Raw genomic sequence first — 18,114 nt, 5'->3', positions numbered from 1 at the left:
CAGAATACAGTTAAAAATGAAGTTTTTGGCAGAGGAAATTGAGGAGTATTCCGTGCTGCACACGGAAAATGAGAGTGAGTTGCTAAAGTCTTTGAACCGGGAGACCCACGCCAACATTCTCAACCCCCGTATGTTGTCCGGGCATCTGCAAGGAAGGTTTTTATCTATGATTTCCAGAATGATCCGTCCTGAGCGCATTCTGGAAATCGGTACTTATACCGGATATTCCGCGATCTGTCTTTGCGAAGGATTGAAGCCCGGCGGAAAGCTCATTACCATTGATATTAATGAGGAGCTGGAAACTTTCACCCGCAACTTTTTTAAGCGTTCTCCGTTTGAAGATTCTATCGACTATCGCATTGGAGTTGCGCTCGACATTGTGCCGACGCTCAGCGATACCTTCGATCTGGTCTTTATTGATGCAGATAAAATAAATTATTCTTCTTATTTTAACCTTTGTCTTGAAAAGGTGAGGCCCGGTGGATTCCTGATCGCCGACAATGTGCTATGGAGCGGTAAAGTTATTCAGTCCGAGCAAACAAAAATTGATAAGGACACCCAGGCATTACTGGATTTCAACCGTATGGTTCACGAAGACAGCCGTGTTTCCAATATTTTGCTTCCTATCCGGGATGGGTTGATGATCCTTCAAAAACTATAAATACACTAATCTTTAAGCCAAGCATTTTAATTTATGGCCAGGACTTTCATTAAAAACATCAATTATATCAAAGTTGCATGTATGCTACTGCTTTTCGCAGGTAATCATGCCATCGCTCAGAGTTATCCCGAAATCCCTGCAAGTGTATCTTTCGGAGGAATTACGGTTAAGTTCGATAGAAGCGCACAGGATATTATTGAAACAGATGTAAAAAGCCTGATGTCTAATAAGAAGTTTTGGGAAGAGAAAATGGACCGCGCCATTCTCCATTTTCCAATTGTGGAAGGTATCTTAATGGATGAAGAGGTTCCCATTGATTTCAAGTACCTCGCCGTTCAGGAAAGTTCGTTCCGTCCCGATGTGGTGTCTTCTTCCAATGCAGTCGGTTACTGGCAGTTCAAACCAGAAACTGCGCGTGAACTAAACCTTCGCGTTGATGGTGATGTGGATGAACGAAAAAATATCAGTTCTTCCACACACGCAGCAGCCTGGTACCTGAAAAAGAACAATCAGCAGTTCAATAACTGGGTTACTACGCTATACTCCTACTATCAGGGTGCAGGGGGGGTAAAAAAAGTGGTTCCGGCTAGCTGGGCATACGCTCGCGAAGTGACGCTCAACGGCAAAACGGACCGCTACATGCTGCGGTTTTTTGCGCACAAAATAGCTCTGGAAGCTGGAATCGAGAGATACAAAACCAACAATGCCCTGATCCTGATGGAATCGGATTATGGGAAGGGACAGAGCTTTGACGAAATTTCGGCATCTCTGGGTATTGCTTCGGCAGAACTTAAAAGCTATAACAAGTGGCTCAACGACGATAAGGTACCTACCGACCGCGAATACCTCATTACGTTACCTGTACCAGTAAATCAGGTAGCATCAGTACGCGAAAAATTATCATTACCGCCACGCCAGACCGCTGTTGCGTCGGTATATGAAGACACCGGATTTCCTGTCCTGAAAAAATCTGCATACAAGTCAAAAGAGCCCAATGGCCCTGATTTATATGAAATCAATGGTCTGCCCGGTGTGGAAGCCCGTGCGGGTGACAAACCGAAGACGCTAGCCAGGGAAGGGAACATGAAGGCCCCGAAATTTATGCGTTACAATGATATGCTTGCAGAAATGCCCCTTATTCCGGGTAAAGTATACTATCTGTCGCGCAAGCACAAAAAAGCTGCAACACCTTTTCACACCGCACGTCCGGGCGACACCTGGCACAGCGTATCCCAGCAATATGGCCTTCGGCTGGTTAGCTTATTGAAATATAACCGGACAACAAGCCGCAACTACCCCATTCAGACGGGACAAGTATTGTTCCTGACCAAAAAGAGACCCAGAAGACAGCCTGTTGAAATCATCGCTCCGCCGCAGCCAGCGCCGGTACCAGCTACACAGGATGCTCCAATCGCCGCTGCCGAAAAAGCGCCTGCAACTTCACAGACTACCGCTAACACTATTCCCGACAAACCGTCTGGCAGAAAAAAATATACCCCTGTACTGGTTGAAAAAAGTGACACTGGCACTGCCAGCGAAACAGTCGTCACTGAGCCAGCTGCTCCCGTAACAAAGGCTCCGGTAGCCACCGCTGCTGTTCCTAAACCGAGTGAAACAGCCCCGACTAGAACTTCCGCTGCTAGACCGGAAGCAGACGATCGCGTAGTCATCATCACCCAGGATAACGCTGATGCTTCCTTCAAATCAACTGATGAGAATAATGCAGCGAAGTCGACCACGCCTTCGAAAGTGATTACACCCAATGACACCAGGACGACCGCTCCGACGTCGGTATATGCCCGGCAAAGAGCTGCTGCTGAAGAGAGGGCTGCCAGAGAAGCTGCTTCAAAACCAGAAGCAACAAAGGTGGCGACCAGTAGTGGACAACCAAGTTACCACACCGTTCAGTCAGGAGAAACTTATTACAGTATTGCCAGTAAGTACAACCTCACATTGCGTGAATTATTAACCCTCAATGACAGGAAAGGCCAAAACAGGCTTGTTACAGGTCAGAAACTGTTGGTAAGCAAAACTGAAAATGCAGCTGTTGCAGCTGAACCGGTGGCTGTAAAAGAGAAAGTGGTGCCGGAAAAGATCGAAGTTAGCCGCGCTGAACCTGCCGCGACATTTAAAACTCCTGAGGAAATTAAACAGGAAATCAGGAACACCGCCAACCAGGGAAATGAATTTCACGTGGTACAAGGTGGACAAACTTATTACAGTATTTCAAAGGCATACGGGCTGACCATTAAAGACCTTTTGGCATTGAATAATCTCGATGATTCCGACCGGTTGAAATCGGGACAGCGCCTGCGGGTAAGAAAAGCTGGCGATGGCGAGAGTTCTGCCTCCGAAGCTGTGAACCAAAATATATCTGCGGGAGCCCAAACCCACGTGGTAGCACCTGGTGAAACGCTGTTCCGCATTTCCCAAACTTACCACACCAATGTGGAAGACATTAAAAGGTTAAACAATATGTCTGGCAATAGTGTTATGGTTGGACAAAAACTAAAAATACCTCAACAATAGGTATACCGATTTATGATACTCATTGATAATACCTGCATTAGTGATGACATTGAAGACCAGCAATTTGTCTGTAATCTGGACAAATGCAAGGGGGCTTGTTGCGTGGAAGGGGATTCGGGTGCTCCGCTGGACGAAGATGAGCTTGCTATTCTCGACGAGATTTACCCACACGTGGCGCCTTATCTGACGGAGGCTGGAAAAGCAGTCATTGCCAAAGAAGGTACTTACACCAAAGATTGGGATGGTGATTATGTGACACCGGTCATCAATGGAAGGGAATGTGCTTACGCGACTTACGACAAAAAAGGAATCTTGAAATGTGGCATTGAAGATGCTTACAATGATGGAAAGATCAGTTATAAAAAACCCATTTCCTGTCACCTATATCCCATAAGGGTAACCAAATACGAGCAGTACCACGCACTCAATTACGATCGTTGGGAAATATGCAGCCCGGCTTGTAGCTTTGGCAAGGAATTGAAGGTTCCTGTTTACAAATTTCTGAAAGAACCACTTATCCGCGCCTATGGCGAAGGCTGGTATGAGCAGCTCACCCAGGAGATTGACGAACGGCAGGAAGCAAGATCAAGAGAGGCCAATGAAGAAGGGGAATGAATTTTTCAATGATGTATATGATGTAGTGCGGCAGATCCCGGAAGGCAGGGCTACTTCCTATGGTGCCATTGCCGCATACTTAGGTGCAAAACGAGGCGCAAGAATGGTCGGCTGGGCAATGGGAAACAGTGGTTATCACCCAAATATTCCTGCTCACCGGGTAGTGAACAGCCAGGGCGAGCTTACTGCCAGGGAGCTTTTCGAAACCCCAACTACCATGCAGGAACGTCTGGAAAGTGAGGGATTAGTGATAAAAAACAATAAAATACAAAACTGGAAGCACCACTTCTGGGATCCTGAAAAGGAGTTACAGTTATAAACAAAGAATCCCGGTCTTGCGATCGGGATTCTTTCATTTGTGAACCTTTGTGTACCTCTCCAAGGTGGCTATTGTAATGAAATCAACTTTTCGTTGGTACTGTGGATCTCTACTTCTTTAACGAGTTTCGTCTTGTTATTGAACAACTCAAAAAAGTAAGTACCGTCATTCATTTCGGCCAGGTCAAAAACTCGGCGGTATTTGGAGTCTCTCTGGTTGAACATTTCAGAGTAATAGATCTTGCCCGCTTTGTCTCTCAGGACTACTCTTAATCTGTCTTTCGCGTTCTTATCAACCGACAGTTTTACTTTGTTGGTTTGCGCAACTTTGTAAAGTGCTGCGTCAAAGACCACCGCTCCGGCAGTTTCTTTTTCTTCATTGTTTTTCTTTTTGTCTGTTGTAAATGAAGCAAGAGACAAAGACAGCGCTACTGCGCAAAATAGGTTTGAGAAGTTTGAAATTTTCATGGCTAATGATGTTTTAAAGTTATGCCCACACATTCTTGCATGGTTGAACTATACATAAAAAAGGATGTGCCAGAATCTGATTTCGCGAAAACCAGAGCGGCACATCCATCTATTAACTTCTTAACTTTCAATAACTTATAATAATATTTCCGCTGCTTTTATGCCTCTATGGCGGTGTCCGCTTATGTTCAGAAGCGAACGCTTTGATTTAAAAGCGAACGGTCAAAAAGTTACACTGAACTCAAATTTTATTTTTACCTCTGCTCTCATTTGCGATTTTTTTGATCATCGGCAGTCGGCTTGCGGGGATAAGGTGTTTATAGTCCCAGAACGCTGAGACACATACAATTTTCCATTCGCCGTTAATTTTCTCCATTACCCTCACTTCTTTACTGTGATGGAAGTTCTTCTCCATTTTGTCACTGTTGAACTGGTCCCAGGTAAGGTAGGCGACATTGTCATCAAAAAATTTGAAATTCATATTCTTACGTTCCACAATCGGGTGGCTTGATACTGGCTCAGGATTGTCGGCGATATACTTGCCTATTTGCTTGTTGATATCGTCCCATCCAACATTAGAGTCGAATGTGCCATCGTTGTTGCTCCATGCCTGAAACGCGTAGTCGGTTTGCGCATAGTTTGCTTTCCATGCGTTATAATCTCTGGCGAAGAATGCTTTGGTTTCGTTTTCAATGACTGCGGTAATGGCCTTTTTCTCTTTTTCCAGATTGCTTGCGCTGGTGGCTTCGTCTTCTTTTGCGGTGTCTTTACAGGACGTACAAAGGACTATTCCCAATAAAATAACTGACAGTGTTTTCATTTTGCAAAAGTTTAGTTCGTTAAATAATTAACCCAACTTAATCTTTCAATCAACATCCATCATTGGCTCGAATTCGTGCCTGATTTTATCAGAAAGTTAATATTTTTTTGTATAAATGCAAGAAAAATAAAACGAAATATGTAACCGTTTTTACGAAAAAAGGCTATTTGAAATGACTCAAAACTAACTACTTTCTGGAAGAGTATGGTATCCATCCCTTTGGTCTGGGATCACGCAAAATCCACAAGCCAATGAAGGTGATCAAGCCGTTAATAATCAATCTTTCGAAGCCAAATTTAAAGCCATTAAACCATTCAGCTGAGTGATCATTAATGATATAGGTTAAAATTGGCGCGAGAATACAGACCAGTGGTACCCATCGATCTTTGACCGGCCGTTTCAAAAATGCCCCGAATGAAAACAGCCCCAGAAGCGGACCATAAGTATATCCCGCCAGATCGAATACCGCAGTAATAACCTCCTTGCTATTCAGTTTGTTAAAAATCAGAATGACCAGATAGAAAACGACTGAGAAGCCAATGTGTACCCAGAATTTAATGGTTGAACGCTTTTCTTCCGGTCTTTTTTCAATTTCCATAAAATCAATGCAGAAAGCGGTTGTCAGCGCCGTGAGCGCGGAATCCGAACTGGCGTAAGTGGCGGCTGTGATCCCGAGCAGGAATGTGATCCCTACTACCAGTCCCAGGTGATTCAATGCGAGCATTGGATAAAAATCGTCCGTCTTCGCAGGCGTAGGAATGCCTTGCGCTTCGGCATATACGTAAAGCAGCGCTCCGAGCGATAAAAACAGAAAGTTGACGATCACCAGCACCACTACAAACCAGAACATATTTTTTTGCGCTTCCCCGATGTTCTTGCAGGTCAGGTTTTTTTGCATCAGGTCCTGATCGAGGCCAGTCATTACAATGGCGATAAAGACGCCAGCGAAAAACTGCTTGAAGAAGTTCTTGGGATCATTGGTATCCCAATAGAAAATTTTGGAATATCCACTCGTCTGAACCTTGTCCCAGATATCACCCATGCCGTCCAGATGCAACTCTTGCGAAACCAGTATAATGGTCAGTATCACTGCGGTAATCAGGAAAAACGTTTGCAAAGTGTCAGTCACAATGATCGTTTTGACACCGCCTTTGAATGTATAAATCCAGATCAGAAATATGGTGATCGCTACCGCCACTTCAAATGGAATACCGAGCGGTTTGAACAATGCGAGCTGTAAAACCTGCGCTGCCACATATAACCTCACGGCCGATCCAATAGTACGCGAAAGCAGGAAAAAACCAGACCCCGTTTTGTAAGACCAGAAGCCGAAACGTTGTTCCAGGTAAGCGTAAATTGAAATTAGATTGAGCCGGTAATAAAGAGGCATAAGCACCGTACCGATCACGAGATAACCCAAAATGTACCCTAATACGACTTGAAAATACGAAAACTGAATGTTAGCAACTGCACCTGGCACCGACACAAATGTGACCCCCGAAAGCGATGTTCCGATCATTCCGAATGCTACCAGATACCACGGAGACTGCCTGTTAGCCGTGAAAAAAGTATTGGTATCGGCCCCTCTGGAAGTATAAACAGAAACTGTGATCAGCATCCCGAAATACACGATCAGGATGACCAGGGAAATATATGGATTCATTAAAGCGGGTTATAATTTGAATTTTAGCAGCCGATTAAAAGGTAGTTAAAACTTCCGTTAATCTGCGTTTTTAATTAGATTTGCTAATCAAACAGAAATTTGGTTGTTATGCAAGCGCTTACTGAGACGGAGGAAGAAATTCTGGACAAAACAGTAGATACCGACATAAAAAAGCTCGTGATCTACAATGATGACATTAATACTTTTGACTGGGTGATAGATACATTGGTTGAAGTTTGCGGCCATTCGAATGAACAAGCAGAGCAATGCACGATTATCATTCATTACAAAGGAAAATGCTCAGTGAAAGAAGGGGCGTATCATGAACTGACCGGCATGCGTAACGAAATTTGCCGCAGAGGTATTTCGGCCGAAATCCACTAAAATTACACACAGTTCCTGCCCCGCTAGTCGACAAATCAGGTTTTGATCCTTACATTGCAAAACCATCACCTAAGCTTTTCACATGAATTACCCCTCACGTCTTATTGAGGATGCCGTTAGTGAAATTTCCCGTCTTCCGGGAATAGGTAAAAAGACAGCTTTACGCCTGGCATTACATTTGCTGAAGAGAGAAGAGCAACAAACCCGGTCATTGTCGGATGCTCTTCTGAATATGCGCACCAAAACTACCTATTGCGTTAAATGCCACAACATTGCGGACGAGAGGCTTTGTAATATTTGCGGCAGTTCAAAGCGTGACCATTCCATCATTTGTGTGGTCGTGGACACCAGGGATGTTTTGGCCATTGAGTCTACTAATCAATATAAAGGCTTGTACCACGTCCTGGGAGGGATAATTTCCCCACTGGAAGGTATCGGCCCTTCCGATTTGCAGATCGATTCGTTACTGGCCCGAATAGAAAATCCCACCGAGCAGGAAACGGTACAGGAGATCATTCTGGCATTAAGCCCTACGATGGAAGGTGATACTACTGCCTTTTACCTGCAAAAGAAGTTAAAATCAACAGGAGTTAAAATGAGTACCATCGCCCGTGGAGTTCCCATCGGGGGCGACCTCGAGTATGCGGATGAGATTACCCTCGGGCGTAGCATCGTGAGCCGGGTGGCTTACGATTAATACTAAACACTTAATATAAGGTTATGAATAGAACAGATTTTTTGCGGACCCTGGCAGGCAGTACGCTTGCGGTTGGCGCACTGGCTGAACAATCTTTCGCGGGATCCTCAACACCTTTACTGGTAGAAACTGCTCCTTTTAAACAAGCTCCCCTGCCTTACGACTTTGGTGCATTGGAGCCTAGCATCGATAAAATGACCATGGAGATCCATTACGGGAAACACCATGCTGCTTATGTAAAAAATCTCAACGATGCTGTAAAAGGTACGGCGTTTGAATCGCAGTCCCTGGACGAAATTATTAAATCGATTAGTAAAGCACCTATGGCTATCCGCAATAATGGCGGCGGGCACTGGAACCATACTTTTTTCTGGGAAGTAATGGGCCCTAAAAAAAGTGCAGCACCCTCTGGTGCAGTAGCCGACGCTATCAACGGCCAGTTCGGTTCATTCGATAAGTTCAAAGAAGAATTTGCCAAAGCGGCTGCTACCCGCTTCGGCTCCGGCTGGGCTTGGCTGGTTGCCAAAGGCGGCAAATTGGAGGTAGGGTCGACTCCTAACCAGGACAATCCTTTAATGGATATATCGGACATAAAAGGCACACCAATTTTAGCGCTTGACGTTTGGGAACATGCCTACTACCTGCATTATCAAAACAAGCGCCCCGACTACATTAAAGCATTCTGGAATGTTGTTAACTGGGATAAGGTGGCGGAAAACCTGAAAAAAGCGTAAAGGGAACGACGCTTCTTGAATATCACAAAGGGCTGTTTCATAATCAATTACATTGTCAAACTGAGCGGAGTCGAAGTGCATATGCACTGCTAAAAAATGCACTTCGACTCCGCTCAGTTTGACAAAATCTGGTAAACTTACCAATGCTGCGCAACTTCTTTTTATCTCTCCTAGTTGCAGTAACTACCAATCACTTTATAAGCCTGCTGATAACCCAGCTCGCCAGCTTTACTTAAATCCAGGCAGCCGTCATTGATTTCTCCCAAACTGTTTTTCAATATTCCTCTCAGATAATAGGCCTCAGGAAAATCAGAGCGCAGCTTGATTGAACTCGTAAAATCCAGCACGGCACCCATTTGGTCTCCGCTTGCGGAACGGATTATAGCGCGTGAGAAGTAGGCAGTGGCGTAGGTAGGGTTCAGTTCCACAGCCTTAGTCAGGTCCTGGATAGCTCCCTTAACCTCTCCTACTTTGGATTTATTGATCCCCCGGATAAAGTAAGCCTCCGCTCTTTCGTTGGTCAGATTGTCAATTTTAATGTGGTCCTTCACCTGATCGCGCAGCTCATCCAGCTTTTCACGGTTAATTTTCCCAGTATAGGCTATCTTCTTCGGCTCACCTACATAGGTATTTTTTATTTCAATTGACTTGGAAAGATCGGCGATGGCGCCGCGGGGATCATTCAGCTTTCCTTTCGAGAAGCCACGTCCATAGTACGCATTGAAATCGTCCGGGTTCAGTTGAATGGTTTTATCAAAATCAAGGATTGCACCCTGAAAATCCTCTATTTTGTTTTTTGCAAAACCGCGGCTGCTGTAATATTCACTTTCATTCGGACTAAGCTCGATAGCGCGTGTAAAATCCGCAACTGCTCCCTGGTAGTCACCCAGATCAAGTTTCGCCAATCCACGACCTGCGTACGCACCTGTCCTTTTGGGACTTAGCTCAATCACCCTGGTAAAATCCGCCAGGCTTCCGGCGTATTCCTGCAAATCCTGCTTGCAATTACCCCTCGCATAAAGTGCAGCAAGCTCATCGGGATTCAGCGAAAGGGCACGATCCAGATCGATCAGTGCATTGCGATGGTTTTTGAGTTTGGCATAACTTACGCCACGGTTGTAATATGCTTTGGGCTCCTCAGGATTGAGTTCAATAGCTTTGGAATAGTCCTCGATCGCAGAACGGAAATCTTCCTGCAAGCTCTTGCTAACTCCACGGCTCTGGTAGTAAAGCGCTTCCTTAGGGTTCAGCTGAATGGCGTGGTCATAGTCCTGAACCGCCCCTCTGTGGTCTTTGAGGTTCGCTTTTGCCAGCCCACGGTTAAAATAGCTCGGCGCATGCTCGGGACTCATGGAAATGACGGTCGAATATGCCTGCAAAGCTCCGCTGAAATCACCGGTCCCGGCTTTTGTATTTCCTTCTTCAAAAAACTCAGCAGCTGAACGTTGGGCGAAAGAATGGTATGGCAGGATAAGCGCAATGAGAGAAGCAATGCCAAAAAATAGAACTTTCATGAATGTAAACCGTTTCCTCAAATCAATTATTTTTTTATTATTCTATAAAAGTATTCAAATTCCGATTCAGCATCAAAAAAAGAAAAGCCCTATTTTTAGAAACCAGTTTATAAATCAGTTTTGTCAGAATATGGTTACTTTTGCCGTTCTGTCAAAGACATCAATTACATTCTTTTCACTTACCTACGCACTCTCATGACATCTGGTTCCAAGAAAATATTCCTGTTTCTGTTAATATTTCTGGCTGTTGGCGCAATTTATTACGCATTCTTCAAACCCACTGACAATGAGCAGGTAAGTGCGGAAAATGCAACACCTGACGCAGGAATTCCCTCATCGATATATCTGTCGTCGATGACCGACCTGGAAGGAAAACCAGTTGCAATGGACGAAAACAAACTCGTTTTTATTAATGTGTGGGCAACGTGGTGCGGACCGTGTAATATGGAAATGCCGGGTATTCAGAAGCTTTATGACAAGTATAAGGCACATGAAAAAGTAGCTTTCTACATTATCTCTGACGAAAGTGCTGAAACCGTCAATCCATTCATTGAAAGAAAAGGATATAACCTGCCGTTCTATCAGTTTGCCGGGCCCTATCCGCCGGCGCTGGATGGGAATGCGATCCCAAGAACCTACATTATATACAAAGGAAAAATACTGGCACAGGAAATCGGAGCCTCACAATGGGACCGCCCGGAAATCGTAGACCTGATTGAAAAGCAGCTCGCTGAAATCTAAATGTGCTAAACGTTAGTAACAAAAAAATGGCGCTGGTGAAATCACCAGCGCCATTTTTCGTAATGCGGTATCCACTATTCAACGATAAAACTTCCTTTCATTAAAGCATAATGTCCTGGGAAGCTGCAGATGAAAGTATAGGTTCCTTTTGCAGGAGCTGTAAATTCGATTGTATCGCTCTCACCACCACCAACAAGTTTGGTATGTGCGATGATGTTAGCTTCTTCTGATTTAGGGATGTACTCAGTTTCTCTGGCAGCAGCAGCTTTTGAACCAAATGCAGCAATATCAACACCTGGCTTCAAAAGAACCCAGTTATGTCCCATTGCAGCTTTTGCAAGCTTACCTGAGTGAGTAAGAGTAAGTTTCACTTTTTGTCCGGCCTTTACTTTAATTTCTTTAAGGTCAAACTGCATTGCATCACTACCTTTTATAACGATGGTCTTAGCTTGTTTTACATCGCTTGCCACTGTGCTGGCAGGGGATACTTTTGCCTCAACAGGGTTCATTGTAACAGCTCCGAAAGCCAAAACTGAGGCAAGAAGCATTACGCCATACTTAGTCCTTTTCATATTCTGAGTATTAGTAAACTTGTTTGTTTTAAATTAACTGACGCAATTTACAACACGGCTTTTTAAAAATACAATTCATTAACAATTGTTTGAAAACTAAAACGTCAGAACAGGACCTTATACTGATCCCTGACGGCCCTGCCTACGCAAATTACCGAAAGCACCATCATATAATGGTTAATATCCACAGGGTCCATCGGAATGGGCAACCTGCCCGACTTGGTGGAAAGTGCCAGCAGCATCATTGAGAATACCACCCAGAGTGCGCTTTTCTGCCGACTTGCCAGTCCCACGCAGGAGATCAGTAATGTGATCAGGATACACAGTGATTTAATGATCAATCCCACATACTCCACATTGAACCAGGTAATGCAGTAAAATAGCAGCAGGCCAAGGCCAAGGGTTGAATAAAATAGAAAATTACCTCCCTGGTATCGCATGATCAGGCACCACGATGCCGATACCAGGCAAAACGCTCCCAAAGTCATTTCTCCCGCAACAATTACTCCACGCACTTTCTCGAGACTCTGCACACCTGCGTATACAAGCAGGTCCGTCAACGCGACGAGTGAAATACTGAACAGGAATATTCCCCAGAGCCATCTGGTAATAGCAGGTTGCTCATTGAAATATCTGAAAAAAATAAACAGGCTCGTGAAGCTTAAAACAAGATTGGAAAATATATGAGGATTGCTAAGTATATCCATAAAATGGCGTCAAATTATCAAAAAAGCAATTTACAAATTCTGGTTACATTTTGCTACTTCGTGCTTTTCGTTCTACTTTTACCAAAAAAACTGATTTACCAACATGAGCGTTTTAGTTAATAAAAATTCTAAGATTATAGTTCAGGGATTTACTGGTTCGGAAGGGTCTTTTCATGCCCAGCAGATGATCGAATACGGTACTAATGTTGTAGGTGGTGTAACTCCTGGCAAAGGCGGGCTATCTCATTTGGAAAGACCTGTTTTTAACACGGTTGACCTTGCAGTACGTGCCACCGGTGCAGACGTCGCCATCATTTTCGTTCCGCCGGCATTTGCCGCTGACGCAATCATGGAAGCCGCGGATGCTGGTATCGGCGTAATCGTTTGTATCACTGAGGGTATCCCTACCAAAGACATGATGCAGGCGAAAGAATATATCAAAAGTAAAAATTGCCGTTTGATAGGCCCTAACTGCCCTGGGATTATTACCGCAGAGGAATGTAAGGTAGGTATCATGCCAGGCTTTATCTTCAAAAAAGGAACGATAGGGCTTGTATCAAAATCAGGTACATTGACTTACGAAGCGGTTGATCAGCTGACACGTTCAGGATTGGGACAAACTACGGCGATCGGTATCGGTGGTGACCCTATCATTGGTACAACTACTAAAGAAGCGGTTGAGCTGCTAATGAACGACCCTGAGACAGAAGCGATCGTCATGATCGGTGAAATCGGTGGTAGCATGGAAGCCGAGGCTGCACATTATGTGAAATCAACAGGTAACAAAAAACCGGTTGTAGGATTTATCGCCGGACAAACTGCTCCAAAAGGCCGTCGTATGGGCCATGCTGGTGCTATCATCGGCGGTGCTGACGATACAGCAGAAGCTAAAATCAGGATCATGAAAGAATCAGGTATCTTTGTAGCGGAGTCACCTGCCCTGATCGGTGAAACCATGTTGATCGCCCTTGGAAAGAAATAGTTACCTGCTTACATATAACTTGATAAGAGGGCTGGGGAAACCCCGCCCTTTTTTATACTGATGAAGTCCATATTTTCACCTATTTATTGGGCTTTTTTTACAGCACTTTTGCTATTCGGAACATTTGCTCAAAGCGCCGTCAAGGTCACGCCTCCCGAGCAGTTTTTCCCCATTTACAATTATCAGAACGACTGGCTGGTATATAATGGTCAGTACAAAAACTATGTCCCGTTCTCACAGGGGATCAATGAAGGAACCCGGTTTGTAAGTCTTTACATTGACTTGGTTAAAAACAGAAGATATTCGCTGCTCCTCAATGCTGACAATGAAAGTTACCTGTTTCTGGAAGGTGCTTTGCAAAACAAAATTACGCCGGATCAATGGCAGGAACTCAATATAGACAGCCTCTACAAGTTTTATAAGAAAGACGAGTTGCTGCTGACGATCTATGGCAGCCCGGGAATAGTCGATAAAACCGTCCTCCTGTGCCATGAAAAAAAGCAAAATGAGAAAGGTATAGCGCCAAATACCAGTTCTAATTTTATTAATATTAAACCGATCTCTTTTTCACCGTTCGGTAACTTTGCCGCCATTGCTCTTATCATCATACTGATCCTGAATGCATGGATTTTCAACCTGAATCCGCTTTCATTTATCCGTTTGATAAATCCAATTGAATTCTTCAATAACGATCCGCGGGACCAGCTTTCCAAAATAAACAAACCATATAGTAATACTGTCATTTTCTTCGTCATTATCAGCTCAATGATGATGAGTTTCCTGGTAGTGTTTTGCTCGGCCAACAGACTTAATCTGTTTTCAGTAAGCACTATTTTATCCGAAAAATCCAATACGCTCCAAATTCTGGGTGATTTCTCCCTCCTGACGGTGATCTTTTTCCTGTTGGTTTATGCCAAATATATATGCATGGTGCTGGCAGGAAATATGCTGAACCTTGATAAACAGGTCGACACTATTTTTATTAAAATAGTGCAATCCTCCTATCTCTTTTACGCCTGCATTTTCTTGCTTGTTTTCACATTGGGTTTCAACCATATCAACTGGCTCGACGGGATAAGATCGTATATACTACTACCCTTTCTTATCTTCTATCTCGCCCGCTTCATAGGGCTATATGTTGTAACCAAGCCTTCTGGTGCGTTGATTAATCTGTATTTATTTTCTTACCTTTGCGTCATTGAAATAATCCCGCTCATTGTTAGTATAAAATTCGCTTTGTAACCAGCAATGATGATTCGGGAATAAACTAATGAGGATTATACATGAGTGAGACCATCAATTTTGATCAGGAGCGGCTTAAAAAAGTAACCAGTCTATTAGTCAGTCAATCCAGACCAGCCGACGAGAATTCACCTTACTATGAATTAGCCAGAAAGTACAATATCAAAGTTGATTTTCGGCCATTCATACAAGTCGACGGCATTTCCTACAAAGACTTTCGCAAACAAAAAATTAACATTCTGGATTTTACGGCGGTAATTTTTACAAGTCGTAATGCCATTGACCATTTCTTCCGGATTTGTAATGAGGGAAGAGTTGAAGTTCCGGCGACTATGAAATATTTCTGTATTTCAGAACAGACTGCGAACTACCTTCAGAAATACATCGTGATTCGCAAAAGGAAGATCTTCACAGGCACGAAAACGGCTGCTGAACTGATTGAGCTAATGCGTAAGCATAAGAAGGAGAAGTTTTTGTATCCCTGCTCCGATGTTAGAAAGAATGATATTCCGGAATTTGCGGATACGGAAGAGTTTAACTTTGTAGAGGCTGTCATGTACCAGACGGGCTCTTCGGATTTGTCGGATCTGGAAGATGTTTACTACGACATCATTGCATTTTTTAGCCCGTCTGGGATCAAGTCACTTTTTGACAACTTCCCGGATTTTAAACAGAATTTCACGAGGATTGCAGCTTTCGGCCCTACGACGGCCAAAGCGGTAGAAGACGCAGGGTTAGTTCTTGATATTCAGGCACCATTGCCGAATGCACCTTCGATGACGGGAGCCCTCGATCTATACATTCGAAAGGCCAATAATATTTGAGTCTGGCCCCATAAAAAAGCCCTGGAAAATTTCCAGGGCTTTTTTATGTTTATATCAATTTTTTTAAGCAATATGCGTTATGAATTAAATCCCAAAACTACCCGCGTGTTCCTTAAACAACCCAACAGGCATGACTTTGACGTTTACTATTCGAAGTACTAAATATATCCGGCTGATCGCCATTTTGTTCCTCTTACCGTTTTGTGCAGTTGGCCAGAAAGATGCTCAGTTCAGTTTATTTTCTCTAAACCAACTTTACCTTAACCCGGCCGCAGCGGGAGCAGACGGGCTTACCAAATTCCAGCTTACGCACAGAACGCAATATTCGGGTTATCAGGGAACCAACACGGACGATACCGGCGGCGCGCTTTCGACTCAGCTGTTTTCATTCAGCATGCCTTTCAAGAATTTCGGTTTCGGTTTTTATGCATTGAACGACAAAAGCGGACCGCGCACGGATCAGGATTTCAAGGTTTCTGCTGCCTATCACATACCGCTTGCAGGAGGCCAGTTTCAGGTAGGTGCCAGCGCCGGGCTGTTCCGTCAGGCTATCGATTATGGTAAATTACGTGCCCGTGATCCCGACGATCCATTGATCCAAACGGGCGTTATTTCAGAGATCAATCCCGATTTTGCTGTGGGTGCCCGGTATGAGAATGAGACATTCTATGCTGGTGTTTCGTTGAATCACTTTTTAAAGCCAAAATATCAGCTCGGATCGGAAACTGCAACCAATCCACTTCCACGCACATTGTATTTTAATGCCGGTGTGAATATAGAATTGGGATACCTTCTTGACATTCAACCTATTGTACTAGTAAAATCAGACATCAGCACTGTTTCCGTAGAAGGCGGCGCAACTGTTACGTACAATAAGCGATACTGGATCGGAGGCACTTATCGTCAGCAGGATACCTACTTTATCATCATGGGAGGCGTTTATCTTTTGTCGGACCAATCTCTAAGGCTTTCAGGAGCTTACGATATGGTTATAGGCGGGGATAACACCAAATCACCTTCTTCATTCGAGGTAATGCTCTCATACGCATTGCCTTCTCCCAAGTTCGGCAAGAAGGCAATTATCAGAACGCCACGATTCCGATTTTAAGGATTTATGCGTTTAACCTCGATTTATATTAATATTTTATCCGGAAATTATTAAAAAATCAAGAATTAACGGTTTAATCGCTGTTTTTTGTAATCCAGTTGGTAACTGGGGTGAACCAGTTTGCAAAACTTTAATTTATATTTGTAAAATAATCGTGACTTATACCATTTATCATTTTCTTACGTTAACTCGATAAATGCTTGATTTAGTAACGGATTCAGATATCTTCGTTTCAAATCCATTGCCGCATTGTTACAAGTTTTGATTGATATTTTTGTTGTATTTCAAGTATACTATATAGCATTGGTCGTCGTTTTTAGGCTAACATTTTATTATTCAAATTTTACAAAACCACTATGAATGTGAAAGTGTTCTATCGGGATGGAGTCAAAAGCCTGCTTTTGGTAGCCGCTCTTATGCTCATGCAAAGTTGCGGATTTATCAAAAGTAAGTTTGGCAAGGGAGGAAAAGAAGAAAGCGGTATTTCAAACGGAGAAATTACAGCAACTGCCCGTAAAGGCTTTAAGCAGACTACGCCAGCGGGTATGGTTGTAATACCTTCAGGATCGTTTGTAATGGGCCAGGCAGACGAGGACATTGCGTCTTCTATGAACAATATGAACCGGCGAGTTACGATCAGTTCGTTCTTTATGGATGACACTGAGATCACCAACAATGAATACCGCCAGTTCGTCAATGCCCTTCTGGTTGACTCTGTATCTGTTTTGGGCGAAGAAGAAATTATGTCCAAATACTATCCCGATACAACTGTATGGAAAAAGGATTTTGCTTATTCCAACGGAGATCCATTTGTAGAATATTATTATCAACACCCAGGATTTGATACTTACCCTGTGGTAGGAGTGAGCTGGATCGGCGCCGAATACTTTGCAAAATGGCGTACCAATCTGCTTCACGATTTTCAGAACAAAGAAGGACAATTCAATTCAACAGGTTTCCGTCTTCCTACCGAAGCGGAATGGGAATGGGCGGCGAGAGGCGGTCGTGCGGTTGCCAAATATCCATGGGGAAATCCATATACGATGAATGCCAAAGGATGTTTCCTTGCCAACTTCAAACCACAGCGTGGAAATTACGATGCCGACGGTTACCCGTATACAGGCCCTGCCAACGCTTACAACCCCAACGATTTCGGCCTTTATAATATGGCGGGTAACGTAGCAGAATGGACATCAGACGCATACACCGACAATGCAACTGCTATTGTTTGGGATATGAACCCAGAATACAATAATCCTGACGAACCACGTAAAGTAGTTAAAGGAGGTTCATGGAAAGACATCGCCTACTATCTGCAAACCGGCACACGGACTTTTGAATTCGAAACCGAACGCCGCGCCTTCATTGGTTTCCGTTGCGTAATGGATAACGTGAACGACCGCGGTGGAGCCCGTGCCCGTCGTCGCTAGATAAGCTCTCACTAAAAAAGAAGCAGCGTTTCATACTCTGCTTCTTTTTTACATCTCCTCAAATCAAATAATACTTTCTAACTTTTAATTTTTCACTGTAACCGA

General features: G+C 43.8%; 19 protein-coding genes. 13 read left to right on the top strand and 6 right to left on the bottom strand.

The annotated features are described in order from the left end of the window. Window positions 1–16: 16 nt before the first annotated feature. From ON006_RS30955 to ON006_RS30940, 4 genes are all read left to right on the top strand, one after another. Window positions 17–661, top strand: coding sequence for an O-methyltransferase (locus ON006_RS30955; RefSeq protein WP_244821999.1), 645 nt, complete (start codon window positions 17–19; stop codon window positions 659–661). A gap of 81 nt (window positions 662–742) precedes the next feature. Beyond that, complete coding sequence (locus ON006_RS30950) at window positions 743–3,190, top strand: LysM peptidoglycan-binding domain-containing protein (protein ID WP_267609934.1); 2,448 nt, start codon at window positions 743–745, stop codon at window positions 3,188–3,190. A 12-nt stretch (window positions 3,191–3,202) separates the two neighbouring features. Further along, window positions 3,203–3,805 carry a DUF3109 family protein gene (locus ON006_RS30945; RefSeq protein ID WP_244822001.1) on the top strand — a complete coding sequence of 201 codons (603 nt, stop codon included), beginning with the start codon at window positions 3,203–3,205 and terminating at the stop codon, window positions 3,803–3,805. Beyond that, window positions 3,789–4,124, top strand: a complete 336-nt coding sequence (locus ON006_RS30940) for an MGMT family protein (protein WP_244822002.1) — start codon at window positions 3,789–3,791, stop codon at window positions 4,122–4,124. Before ON006_RS30945 ends, ON006_RS30940 begins: the two co-directional genes overlap by 17 nt. A 68-nt stretch (window positions 4,125–4,192) precedes the next feature. On the opposite strand, the gene ON006_RS30935 is transcribed toward ON006_RS30940, so the two are convergent. The 3 genes from ON006_RS30935 to ON006_RS30925 form a co-directional block, all read right to left on the bottom strand. After that, window positions 4,193–4,591 carry a hypothetical protein gene (locus ON006_RS30935; RefSeq protein WP_244822003.1) on the bottom strand — a complete coding sequence of 133 codons (399 nt, stop codon included), beginning with the start codon at window positions 4,589–4,591 and terminating at the stop codon, window positions 4,193–4,195. Between the two features lie 241 nt (window positions 4,592–4,832). After that, window positions 4,833–5,411, bottom strand: coding sequence for a hypothetical protein (locus tag ON006_RS30930; RefSeq protein ID WP_244822004.1), 579 nt, complete (start codon window positions 5,409–5,411; stop codon window positions 4,833–4,835). A gap of 187 nt (window positions 5,412–5,598) precedes the next feature. Next, a complete protein-coding gene (locus ON006_RS30925) occupies window positions 5,599–7,074 on the bottom strand; it encodes a sodium:solute symporter (protein ID WP_244822005.1) in 1,476 nt (491 codons plus the stop codon). 108 nt (window positions 7,075–7,182) lie between these two features. Between ON006_RS30925 and ON006_RS30920 the strand changes: the two genes are divergently transcribed. The 3 genes from ON006_RS30920 (at window position 7,183) to ON006_RS30910 (ending at window position 8,889) form a co-directional block, all read left to right on the top strand. Next, entirely contained in the window at window positions 7,183–7,458 is a 276-nt protein-coding gene (locus ON006_RS30920) for an ATP-dependent Clp protease adaptor ClpS (protein ID WP_244822006.1), read from the top strand. Between the two features lie 82 nt (window positions 7,459–7,540). Continuing rightward, window positions 7,541–8,155 (top strand): recombination mediator RecR, encoded by a 615-nt coding sequence (gene recR / locus ON006_RS30915; RefSeq protein ID WP_244822007.1) that lies wholly within the window; start codon window positions 7,541–7,543, stop codon window positions 8,153–8,155. A 23-nt stretch (window positions 8,156–8,178) separates the two neighbouring features. Then, complete coding sequence (locus ON006_RS30910) at window positions 8,179–8,889, top strand: superoxide dismutase (RefSeq protein WP_244822008.1); 711 nt, start codon at window positions 8,179–8,181, stop codon at window positions 8,887–8,889. 170 nt (window positions 8,890–9,059) lie between these two features. On the opposite strand, the gene ON006_RS30905 is transcribed toward ON006_RS30910, so the two are convergent. Continuing rightward, on the bottom strand, window positions 9,060–10,403 hold the full coding sequence (locus ON006_RS30905) for a tetratricopeptide repeat protein (RefSeq protein WP_244822009.1): 1,344 nt from the start codon (window positions 10,401–10,403) through the stop codon (window positions 9,060–9,062). A 195-nt stretch (window positions 10,404–10,598) separates the two neighbouring features. Here ON006_RS30905 and ON006_RS30900 point away from each other — a divergent pair, with 195 nt between their 5' ends. Next, complete coding sequence (locus tag ON006_RS30900) at window positions 10,599–11,144, top strand: TlpA family protein disulfide reductase (RefSeq protein ID WP_244822010.1); 546 nt, start codon at window positions 10,599–10,601, stop codon at window positions 11,142–11,144. Between the two features lie 74 nt (window positions 11,145–11,218). Here ON006_RS30900 and azu read toward each other — a convergent pair whose 3' ends face one another. Together azu and ON006_RS30890 are read right to left on the bottom strand one after the other, a co-directional pair. Then, entirely contained in the window at window positions 11,219–11,716 is a 498-nt protein-coding gene (gene azu / locus ON006_RS30895) for an azurin (protein WP_244822011.1), read from the bottom strand. A gap of 104 nt (window positions 11,717–11,820) precedes the next feature. Further along, window positions 11,821–12,423 (bottom strand): hypothetical protein, encoded by a 603-nt coding sequence (locus ON006_RS30890; protein WP_244822012.1) that lies wholly within the window; start codon window positions 12,421–12,423, stop codon window positions 11,821–11,823. 103 nt (window positions 12,424–12,526) lie between these two features. On the opposite strand from ON006_RS30890, the gene sucD reads away from it, so the two are divergent. The 5 genes from sucD to porK all read left to right on the top strand — a co-directional run bounded on the left by sucD (window position 12,527) and on the right by porK (window position 18,009). Then, a complete protein-coding gene (gene sucD / locus ON006_RS30885) occupies window positions 12,527–13,405 on the top strand; it encodes a succinate--CoA ligase subunit alpha (protein WP_244822013.1) in 879 nt (292 codons plus the stop codon). Window positions 13,406–13,465: 60 nt separating this feature from the next. Then, window positions 13,466–14,647 carry a DUF4271 domain-containing protein gene (locus ON006_RS30880; protein ID WP_244822014.1) on the top strand — a complete coding sequence of 394 codons (1,182 nt, stop codon included), beginning with the start codon at window positions 13,466–13,468 and terminating at the stop codon, window positions 14,645–14,647. Window positions 14,648–14,688: 41 nt separating this feature from the next. Further along, window positions 14,689–15,471 carry a uroporphyrinogen-III synthase gene (locus ON006_RS30875; RefSeq protein WP_244822015.1) on the top strand — a complete coding sequence of 261 codons (783 nt, stop codon included), beginning with the start codon at window positions 14,689–14,691 and terminating at the stop codon, window positions 15,469–15,471. 130 nt (window positions 15,472–15,601) lie between these two features. Then, a complete protein-coding gene (locus ON006_RS30870; protein ID WP_244822016.1) occupies window positions 15,602–16,579 on the top strand; it encodes a PorP/SprF family type IX secretion system membrane protein in 978 nt (325 codons plus the stop codon). Window positions 16,580–16,935: 356 nt separating this feature from the next. Beyond that, complete coding sequence (gene porK / locus ON006_RS30865) at window positions 16,936–18,009, top strand: T9SS ring complex lipoprotein PorK/GldK (protein WP_244822017.1); 1,074 nt, start codon at window positions 16,936–16,938, stop codon at window positions 18,007–18,009. Window positions 18,010–18,114: the final 105 nt, after the last annotated feature.

Source organism: Dyadobacter pollutisoli (assembly GCF_026625565.1).
GTDB classification, from domain to species: Bacteria; Bacteroidota; Bacteroidia; order Cytophagales; family Spirosomataceae; genus Dyadobacter; species Dyadobacter pollutisoli.
This window is presented reverse-complemented; position numbering and strand designations above follow the sequence as displayed.